General features: G+C 54.0%; 5 protein-coding genes. 3 read left to right on the top strand and 2 right to left on the bottom strand.

The genetic code is table 11. The features are described 5' to 3' along the window. Positions 1–502: 502 nt before the first annotated feature. Together ACTNBK_RS15800 and ACTNBK_RS15795 are read left to right on the top strand one after the other, a co-directional pair. The gene (locus tag ACTNBK_RS15800) at positions 503–5,983 is read left to right on the top strand and encodes an AAA family ATPase (RefSeq protein ID WP_441147544.1); all 5,481 of its coding nucleotides are present in this window, start codon (positions 503–505) and stop codon (positions 5,981–5,983) included. After that, positions 5,980–7,143, top strand: a complete 1,164-nt coding sequence (locus tag ACTNBK_RS15795) for a hypothetical protein (RefSeq protein ID WP_441147542.1) — start codon at positions 5,980–5,982, stop codon at positions 7,141–7,143. The genes ACTNBK_RS15800 and ACTNBK_RS15795 overlap by 4 nt, the downstream gene beginning before the upstream one ends. A 196-nt stretch (positions 7,144–7,339) precedes the next feature. Here the strand turns inward: ACTNBK_RS15795 and ACTNBK_RS15790 are convergent, their stop codons facing one another. After that, positions 7,340–7,828 carry an SLOG family protein gene (locus ACTNBK_RS15790; protein ID WP_441147540.1) on the bottom strand — a complete coding sequence of 163 codons (489 nt, stop codon included), beginning with the start codon at positions 7,826–7,828 and terminating at the stop codon, positions 7,340–7,342. Between the two features lie 114 nt (positions 7,829–7,942). On the opposite strand from ACTNBK_RS15790, the gene ACTNBK_RS15785 reads away from it, so the two are divergent. Next, positions 7,943–8,167: a helix-turn-helix domain-containing protein gene (locus tag ACTNBK_RS15785; protein WP_441147538.1), complete on the top strand. Its 225-nt coding sequence runs from the start codon at positions 7,943–7,945 to the stop codon at positions 8,165–8,167. Between the two features lie 5 nt (positions 8,168–8,172). On the opposite strand, the gene ACTNBK_RS15780 is transcribed toward ACTNBK_RS15785, so the two are convergent. Then, positions 8,173–8,820 carry a DUF3801 domain-containing protein gene (locus ACTNBK_RS15780; protein ID WP_441147536.1) on the bottom strand — a complete coding sequence of 216 codons (648 nt, stop codon included), beginning with the start codon at positions 8,818–8,820 and terminating at the stop codon, positions 8,173–8,175. Between the last annotated feature and the right edge of the window lie 275 nt (positions 8,821–9,095).

Genomic DNA, 9,095 nt, shown 5'->3' with positions numbered 1-9,095 from the left:
CGCGGGGTTTACCGCGCTATGGTTTTTGCACCCTTGAGATGCCCTAATCTCTTTCGATTCCCATTTGCCTGTTTGCGGGCCGCTCTTTCCAACTGTTTTGCTCATCTCTTAAATGGTAGGTAAGTGTAAAATCAGTCGGTGACTTGAGAGAAAAATACCTTCGCCAAGCTGCAAGAGTCTGAAATAGTACACGATACCTGGTTTAGATGCTGTACAACGCACATGGACTGAGCCAAACAGATGAGACATGAGAAGAATCTTTCCTTCTCATAAATTCTCCACGGGAATACAGAATCCCAAAACTTAGTAGAAATGCAGGCCACCATCTCAATGCGCCGAGATGGCAGACATCTTATTCGTTCAGAGATTTAGTGGTTAGCCCGTGCTGGGCAGGGCCGCCCGCATATCTCGGATATGGACATGTCCTGAAAAAGATGATAAAATTGTCGTATATTCTCATATCTTGCAAAAGGCTAAAAGAAAGACCGGGAGGTGGACATTTTTGGAGCAATTGGAAAAACGATTTGAAGCGGCGCAGTTTCATTTTGAATACATTGCCGAAAAACTCAGAGCCGGAGGTTTCCTAGGTCGGGAGGACTTCTCCAAAACCCTGGAGATCCTGGACGCCCAGAGACAGGCACAGGAGACGTGCCTCCAGCAACTGATGCAGGCCGGACTGCTCTCCCCAGACGAGACGGAGAGTTTGTCTCTCCAGCGGGTTCGTGAGCTGGAGCATGCTTGGGAGGAACGGGTCAGGAAGCAGCAAGACTTACACGTGCTGAAGGATGCCTTCCTCTCCATCCAGACGCTGGATCCCACGTTCTGCGAGGCTTTGAACGCTGAGCATGCGCGCCTGGAGGGCCTGAACGATGAGCAACTTATGGCAATGGATCAAGCGGGTGAGTTGGACTGCTACAGGGACTTTCTTGAATGCGTCCAAGCCACTCACTTGGAGTACCAAGATGTGGAGCCCCTATCTGAACGATTCGGATGCCAGCTCGCCTTCGCTCTCTTGGGCAGCAAGCTGGTACTACCTGTTGCGGCTACAACTGGAACCGCCCCGCCCCCGTCGACCGCCGCCTCGGAGTTCGCGCCCCTGCAGGTAACCTCCCCCGAGAATACCCTTGCGGAGATTTCCTTCACCCAGTACGAGCCGGAGTCGGCGTCCACGCTGAATACATCTGCGCTGCTCCCCCCCTTAGCCGACCGCACCCAGTTGGGCGAGTTGGTAGCCGAACGTCAAACAAAACAGTTGAAAGGGGTCAAGGCTTTCCAGCGCTTGGCCTCCAACCCCTGGGATCTGAGAGGCCTGCTATTCATTGCTCGTGAGGCTTGGTCTGGCATATTCTCCTCAGAACTACTTACCCTCCGTGCGCCAAAACAGGTGACTAATCCCACCTACTATGTGGATCTGCTGTTGAAAGAAGGCTATCTTGTTAAGTATTCCCTCAAGGATGCGCCGGAAAGGTGCCTGTACGGGCCGACAGCGGAGGGGACCGAAATTTTTTCGAAAGAAGCTCTGCGAAAGTATTATAAGGTCCGCCCTGCCAAACTGGGCGAAAGCCAGATTGAAAAGGGAGATACTGCAGATTTTCTCCGCCGCTATGAGGCACTGCGGGTCTTCACTACATCCTGCAAGGATTTTTTCCCGGATGACCACCTCCACAGCGACGAGCACCCCCTTTGCCATGCTGTGTGCAGCGCGGGCCGTAGCGGTACAGCCCTGACGCTATCTCGCAAGGAAGGTGCTCCTCTGGAGTGCATTATCCTCCCATCGGTGCTGTACACCGAAGATGAGGCCGCAGAGCGGCTCGAGGTGTGGTATGCGGATCTCCGGGAAATTGCTGAGCACGCGGCCGACGGGGTGAGCGTCTTCCTGGCCGTGTACGGAGGCGAATCACACGATCCATGGGCCGCATCCCTGAGAGAGAAGATTGGCCTACCGTCCAGTGCCCGAATCTATCTCGGGACGATGGGCGAAGATCTTTTCCGTGACCCGGAAGGACGCGAGGTCTCACTGTCTACCTATCTCAAGGAGCAGTTCTGTGCGCCAGACATGGTGAACGATGCTGCAGAGCCCACGGCTTCCGCCCCGACTGAGGTGGGCTCTATGGTAGATGTTGCCCCCTGTCCTTCCGCGGATCCCCAGCAGGCCATGGATGAGAATAATGAGGATTCCGTTTCGGAGGAAGAGGTTTCGAACATTGAGGCCATGGACGAGGCCAGTGGTAAGCCGATTGTTTGCGAGAAACAGGAGGACAATCAATCCGACACCAGGACATCCCTCCAGGCGGTCGACATCCAAGCCCGCTCGGTCCAGGAAAACGCCCGGCTACTTTTGGATGCCCCTGAGCAGATTGGCTTCGAACCACTCCTGGAACTGTCTGTCCAGATGATTGCCCAGTCTCCGTCCCGGATTGTAGAGGCTGCAGCTTTGCTCCAGTGCCTGGCCGAGTCCCCCCAGCATGGCGATCGAACCCATCAGTTCTACCGGGTATTCCAGCAGTGCATTCAGCAGCCCGGCCGCAGTTACCGTTTTAACAGCCAGGAGATCAACGACCAGCAGAGCTATATAGTACCCATAGAGGGTCTGTCTTTTGCTGTCCCCCTGCACGGCCTCTATCAAGCCATGGTCTTGACCAATCTCCTGTGGGCCATGGTATTCCCCTCCACCGCCTATGATCATAGCCTCTACAACAACGCCGATATGGTGTTGGGCGATGGTTTGGAGAATGTGCTGGGCGAGGCGTTCCCCACCGTCAAGCACCTCGTGGACCTTCTGCGGACGGACCTCAAGGACCTTTCCTTCCAGTACGACGGGCTTGGATTCTCTGCAAGTGTTATCAGCAGTTTGGCCAACACTGGCGAGCGAGAGCGCTCCCGGCAGGCCCTGAGCCGGAAGGCTGAGGATTTACGGCGAACACCCACCAGCACAGTACGGATTACTGGTCTAGAGACCTGCCTGAAACGAATGGTCGGCCCCTCCAGCAAGATTGGTCACATGATGAGCATCTTGGCGGAGGACAGGGCCGAGGAGGCTACCCGACTTCAACGGCAGTTGGAAGAGGACCTCGGGTTGGAAGAACTGAAAATCAGCGACGCCTGGCTGAATCAATACATTGATTCTGTTTGGACAGATCTGAGGCGAGAGGACCCCGAGATCAAGTTGAAGCAGTTGGACAACGATTCTCCAGCCCAGCGGGTGTGCAAGAAAGCATTGACCGACCGGCTGCAGGTCATTATTGAGTGGGTGACCGTCAGTAAAAACAATCAAGGCACCAGCTTCCCGAGGTTCCGCAACCAGTACGCTCGCCTCTGGAACCAACTGAAACTCTCCTTACAAGAACTAGACACGCTGTTGTGTCAAGCCCGCCAGGTCGACTGTTGGACGCGAGCCAGTCAGACCGTTCTGGATCTCGGTATTCAGCGGATGCTGGACGCCCTGGAGCATGTACAAGCGAAGAACAGCGTTCTGTTCTATCAGGATCTCTGGCATACCCCGGAGCTGATTCTGGATACTTCCGGAGAGATGGTCATCATGCCAGAACTCTACGCAATTCCTGGCCTAGAGCCTTGGGTGGCCTGCCTCCGCAGTACGGCAGCCGAACCGGAGACGCCTCAGCAAATTCTCAGTCATATCGGTGATTATAAAGATGCACGCTGGTACCGAAACTTCGGCATAGAGGCTCTGTTATGTCGCCTCCTGGGGCAGACACCCCCGGACCGTAGCGAGGAGTGCCATGCGGCTGGCGTATCAATGGAAGAAGACATCCGGGAGTTCGAGGGCGGAATCCGTCTGGACCGGGCCTACGGCAGACTGCAGGAACATACTGTGGAGACAGCTTTTACCGCACTGCAGCGAGTCAAGGATGTCTACTTAAAGACCCGCGACTTTGCTGGATTCCGCCTATTTATGTCCCATATGCGGCAGTTGCTGGACCGTCAGATTGCCAAACAGACGAGAACCTACCGCTCCCGCCTAAAGGCACTGACGCAACAACCTGAGTACGCCAGTTCTCCATGGCTAGAAGCCATTGAGATGGCTCTTGATGGTGGCTATCTGAGCACAGCGGATGCCTATATCAACGCCATGCAAAGTGGTGAGGCTGAGCTGCCCAGTAGTGTCAGGAGCGGCCAGCTCGGAAAAGACTTCCTTGCCGAGTTCCAGGCGGGAGAAGATGCCTACTATCAGGTCTGCCAGCGGCACAGTGGCAATGCCCTGGCTAACTGGGGAAGTAGCGCACTGGAGAGCATGGACAAGAAATTCCAGCACTGGAGTTCTCCCAATGAGCGCGCCAATAGTTTGCCTTGGCTGAAAAGTTGGGTCAAGCGCAAAAACGCCCCCGATGGACCTGAACAAGTTAGGGGCATCCTCCGTGGGCTGGGCTTCTCTGTACAGAATGTGACCCGGAGAGATCGCGGGACTCATCGGATGCACGAGTGCTACCTAGTGGATGCTGATAGGGTATCCACTGGATTGAAGGACTACCCCCATCCAGTCTACAAGTTTGGAACTGAGCTCAGCACCCCAATGAATGTGGTCTGCCTCTACGGTTGCCAGGGAGTTTCTACCCTGATCCAGGTCATGACCAATGAGCTTCAAATGGATGGTTCCACTATTGTCCTCATGGACGGATCCCTGACTGCCTCGGACCGGCGGCTCCTGGCTCAGAAGTTTAAGACCGACACCAGCGGTCAGAGCCCATTCCTGCTCATCGACCGCGTGTTGGCCCTATATCTGGCCTCTGTGGATCGCGGCGACCGGCAAGTTGCCATGCTACGTTGTACTCTCCCGTACACCTTCGAGGTGCTCTACGGCAGCGGCAGCGGCGCAGTCCCTGAGGAGATGTTTATTGGTCGTATGGTGGAGATGCGGGAACTGCGTAGCGAGCAAGGTCCCAGCCTGGTGTACGGCGGCCGTCAGTTGGGTAAGACCGCTCTACTGAACCGGGTCAGCAAGACATTGCATGCCCCCGAACGCAAGGCCTACTCCTTCTGCGTTGATGTGAAGGACTCCGGGATCCAAATCCTGCTGGAACGGGTGAGTCAGAGGCTCATCCGTCTGAAACTAGTTCAGGAGGCCTGTTCATCTCTGGAGCAGTTGTGTGATACCCTGCAAAGCCTCTATGAGGGCGGGAAGGTAAGTTCCCTGCGTATCTTTGTGGACGAGGTGGATTGCCTCTTCGAGGAATTCCAACAGGATGACTATGAGGCGCTACGGCCATTCATCAATTTGCGCGACAGCACCAAGCACAAGGTGAAATTTGTCTTCGCCGGGACCCATAATGTGGCCGCCACAGATATCGCCGAGAAGGATAACAATAACCTCCTTCACATGGGAAAGCCTCTATGCATAAAGCCGCTGTCTAACAACGACGCCATCGATTTGATTCAGATTCCCATGTCCTATCTCGGCTTCAAGATTGGAATGCCCCAGATTGAACTGATCCTTTCCAACACCAACAGCTATCCCGGCCTGATCCACATGTTTTGCAATGCGCTGATTCAAGCTGTGTGCCGGGACCAGAGTCAGCTCTGCTCCGAGGGCGGCAACTATCCGCCTTACCTTATCTCTGATGTCCAAATGCAAACCGTCTTCCGGGAGCAGGACATCCGCAAGGAGATCGGTCAGCGGGTCATGGCCACCATCCGGCTGAACCGCAAGTACAAGACTGTCTCCTACCTGCTGGCTCAGATGATCTATGAGGACCAGGAGAAGGACCGCCGACAACTCTTCGGTTACACCGCACTTGATCTGATGTCGTACAATCAGAAGTTAAAGATCCCTTCGCTCCTTGATATTAAGGTGAAGGATCTGAATACCCTCATGGAGGAAATGGAGAACATGGGTATCCTCTGGAAAAACCGAGAGACCCAGCAGTTCCGCTTCCGCCAACAGGATTTCCTGGAGTTCATCGGAAGCAGCGAGAAGGTCCAGGATGCCCTCCTTGAGCTTTTGGATGAGGAGGATGCGCACTTATGATTGCTGATGCCATCACACTTTGGTGGGAGACCATGGCCGGCCCCCAGATTCTAATTCGACGGATTGCTGACGCTCTTTCCGAAGGGAAGAGCGTCCTCCTGCGGTCTTCTGGGCGCCTACCCTGGCAGGAGCAGATGCGGGATATTCTATCACATCAGCTCAGTTCGGCCACCATCGAACACGCTGAGCTGAGTTCTGGCACGCCCCAGCAACTCATCCCCCAGTTGCTAGGACAGTTGCGCCGGACAAGAGCCAGCATATGCCCCCTGGAATACAGGGCGCAGCTTACCTACTTGCTGGACGAGCATATTTTCCAGGGCAGCGTAGTATGGCTCCATCTAGCCACCGGTTGTGACCTCCGTCCAGCTGTCCATCTGATTTCGGACTTCAGGGGCAAAGGACTTGAGCGTTCCGGCTGCTTCGTCCTAGCAGTTCCGGACCAGTTCTCTCTCCCCAGGCTCTCTGGCTCTGTGGAGGTGATCGACTGCAGCGAGGCCGTCCATTTCGGGGATGTGCGCCTCTTTGCCAGCATCCTGGCTGACATGCAGCCCGGTCTTCCGGAGGAGTTCCGTCTCTATGCCGCCCAGTTGGCAGCCCACCTGGCTGGCCTGAACGGCGAACTGGTTCCACCCCTCCTCCAGTACCTGCGCCCTGACCAGGAGCCGGCTGAGAGCCTTAAAGAAATCCGGCACGACATACTGGTGGACCCCAGCCTTCTTCCTGACCCAGCCAGGCTGGAGCAGTCGGTCTGGAAGGCCCAGATCCAGACAGTGTTCGCCGATATTGAGATGGCCCGGCTCCGAATCGTCTCCGACTGGTCAGATGCAATTGAAGATGCCCTGGAGACCGAGTACTGGGAGCCCCAGAAAAACCGTACGGGTTTTATCGAGCAGATGGGTGAGCGACTGACTGAAGCTGAAGGTGTGGAACTGGGGACACTGGTACGCATGATGGTGCTGCGACGTAAGGAAGACCACAACCAGTATCTGCTCTATATCCCCGACGAGCAGACGCGGGAATGGATCTGCTTTCTTCGAACCTGCCGCAACAAACTGGCCCACCATGTTCCCTGCCCCCAGGCAGAAATGTCCCAGCTTCTATCTGGTCTTGCCGCCCAGGAGGAGCCTTGTACAGGCGTGCCGCAAATCCTCCAGCACTGACCCCATCCCAGTTTTAGAGCTGTTGAAGATAGGGTGGGTCAAAACAACAGAACAATCAGACAGAAACAGGGAGTTGTTAAGTATGGCAGCTCCCTTTTCTGTTGCTTTGATGTAGAAGTGCAATTTTATACCTGGAGCTTTGAGAGTTACAACGAAGAGGAGTGAGCAGATGGATTCGTCTGCTCACTCCCCCTATTTACGGTGTGATGATAACACACGGAATGTGCTGTTGTTTGGCATAAGCGATGGTATTTCTGGTTCCGCCGCTCTCACCCGTATAGGCCGCGATCACCCGTCCGGAGTGATCTACCATCCATTCATTGCGGCGCTGGTATGCGGAATAGGAGAACTCCTGACTAATACAGCGCACCAGATCTGCGTGCCGTATCACCTCCACATAACGAATAGTCCAAGACGCACTCCAATGAAGTCCAAAATTTTCATACGGAAGTGCGCAGATCAGCTTCAGTCGGTCATCTGATACTCTGCGTTTAAGAACCAGCTCTGCCGCGCAAATATCCACCCCCTTTGCCATCCCTGAAATAAATGTAGTAAACCCATCCTCTATCGCTCGGTCGATTTCCAGTCCTAATCGTACACATAGCTGTTCTTCTGAGATGTTCAGCTTTTCTGGTCTGTGTCCCGTAAAGCAGCAACGATGCTGCCGTAGTTCTTGCTCATGCATAAACCACTCCTCCTTCGACATAGACTATAACATTATCTAATGCAATAGTCTATATCCTTGAGTGAGCAATTCCTTATTATCTAACCATAACATTAGATAATAGGAGCATGAGATATGGTGAAACTGAATGTGTTGGAATTGCTGGAGAAACAGGGCAGGACAAAATATTGGCTCTATAAGCAACTTGGAATGAGCTATCAGAATTTCAACCGCATGGTGAACAATGAAACTCAGTCTATCAAATTGGAGCGAATTGAAACCCTGTGTTTATTGCTAAACTGCACACCAAATGATTTGTTTTTAATCGATTGTGAGTGTGAACATACGCCCCAACAGTAGGGGCATTATCTCTGTTTGGAGTGTCCTTTTTGTTTACTTCTGGCCGGAGCCGCTTTGTGCTGCCGATTCAGCTGCTCCCGGTACCCCTTTAACTGTGCCAGAACAGAGGGGCGCTCATGGGTCGTCTCCATACTGATTTCGCTCTTGGAGATACTGGAGCTGCCGCTGATACCGGCCAAGTCGAACTCCGACCGAGACTCTTTTTTTGGCGTTCTTTCCTCCCGGATCACTGAATCCCGCATGGGGGCTTGCTCCTTGGCTGGTGTACTCTGGCGAACCTGCGGAAGGTATCGGATGCGCTCAAAAATGAGATTGGCGCGCTCCAGCTCTGTGACTGGCATGGCCACATCTACCACCTTGCCCCGCCCGTCCGAATCCCGGATGACAGAAAACAGGATCTTCTGTTTGACTGCCCTCTGCTTGAATGCCTGATACTGTTCCGGCGACATGGGGAACACTCGGATATCCCGTGTCTCCCGGAGCATTTTTCCCATGTTGACCTTCCCGGACAGGGTCTTGTGATGCTTTGCCAAAGCCAGCGTAATGGCCAGTAGATTTTTGAGGGCGGACGCGCCCAGCCGAACCGTCACTTCTGTGCCGGTCAACATCATGCGAACCATTTGGTCGGCAGCCTCACCGCCTCCGATGTTCATCGTGTTCCACCTCTTTTCCTCTTGTTTCGGTTTTGCGGATATCTTCTTCCATCTGCTTGCTTGCCGTCTGGATCTCCCGACACAGAGCCAGCTTTTTGCGTCCTGTGCGAATCTGCCGGTTCAGATCGGCAAGTTGGTTATACACCTCCGTTTTTTCTTGCGTCCAGCCATGAGCAAAACTCCAAAAGAGTAGTAATTGCAATGGTTTCCGGTCATGGCTGAAACCGAAAATCACTCATATGATATAGAAAGCGGAGCCCCATTCTGGTAAAATT

It is taken from the genome of Intestinimonas sp. HCP28S3_D6 (genome assembly GCF_052065695.1).
Classification (GTDB): Bacteria; Bacillota; Clostridia; order Oscillospirales; family Oscillospiraceae; genus Intestinimonas.
Note: the sequence above shows the minus strand (reverse complement) of the source record. Positions and strands in the feature narration are given on the sequence as shown.

Coding starts and splice junctions, on each gene's coding strand:
- ACTNBK_RS15795 (WP_441147542.1), top strand. CDS start 5,980: ATGATTGCTGATGCCATCACACTTTGGTGGGAGACCATGGCCGGCCCC.
- ACTNBK_RS15790 (WP_441147540.1), bottom strand. CDS start 7,828: ATGCATGAGCAAGAACTACGGCAGCATCGTTGCTGCTTTACGGGACAC.
- ACTNBK_RS15785 (WP_441147538.1), top strand. CDS start 7,943: ATGGTGAAACTGAATGTGTTGGAATTGCTGGAGAAACAGGGCAGGACA.
- ACTNBK_RS15780 (WP_441147536.1), bottom strand. CDS start 8,820: ATGAACATCGGAGGCGGTGAGGCTGCCGACCAAATGGTTCGCATGATG.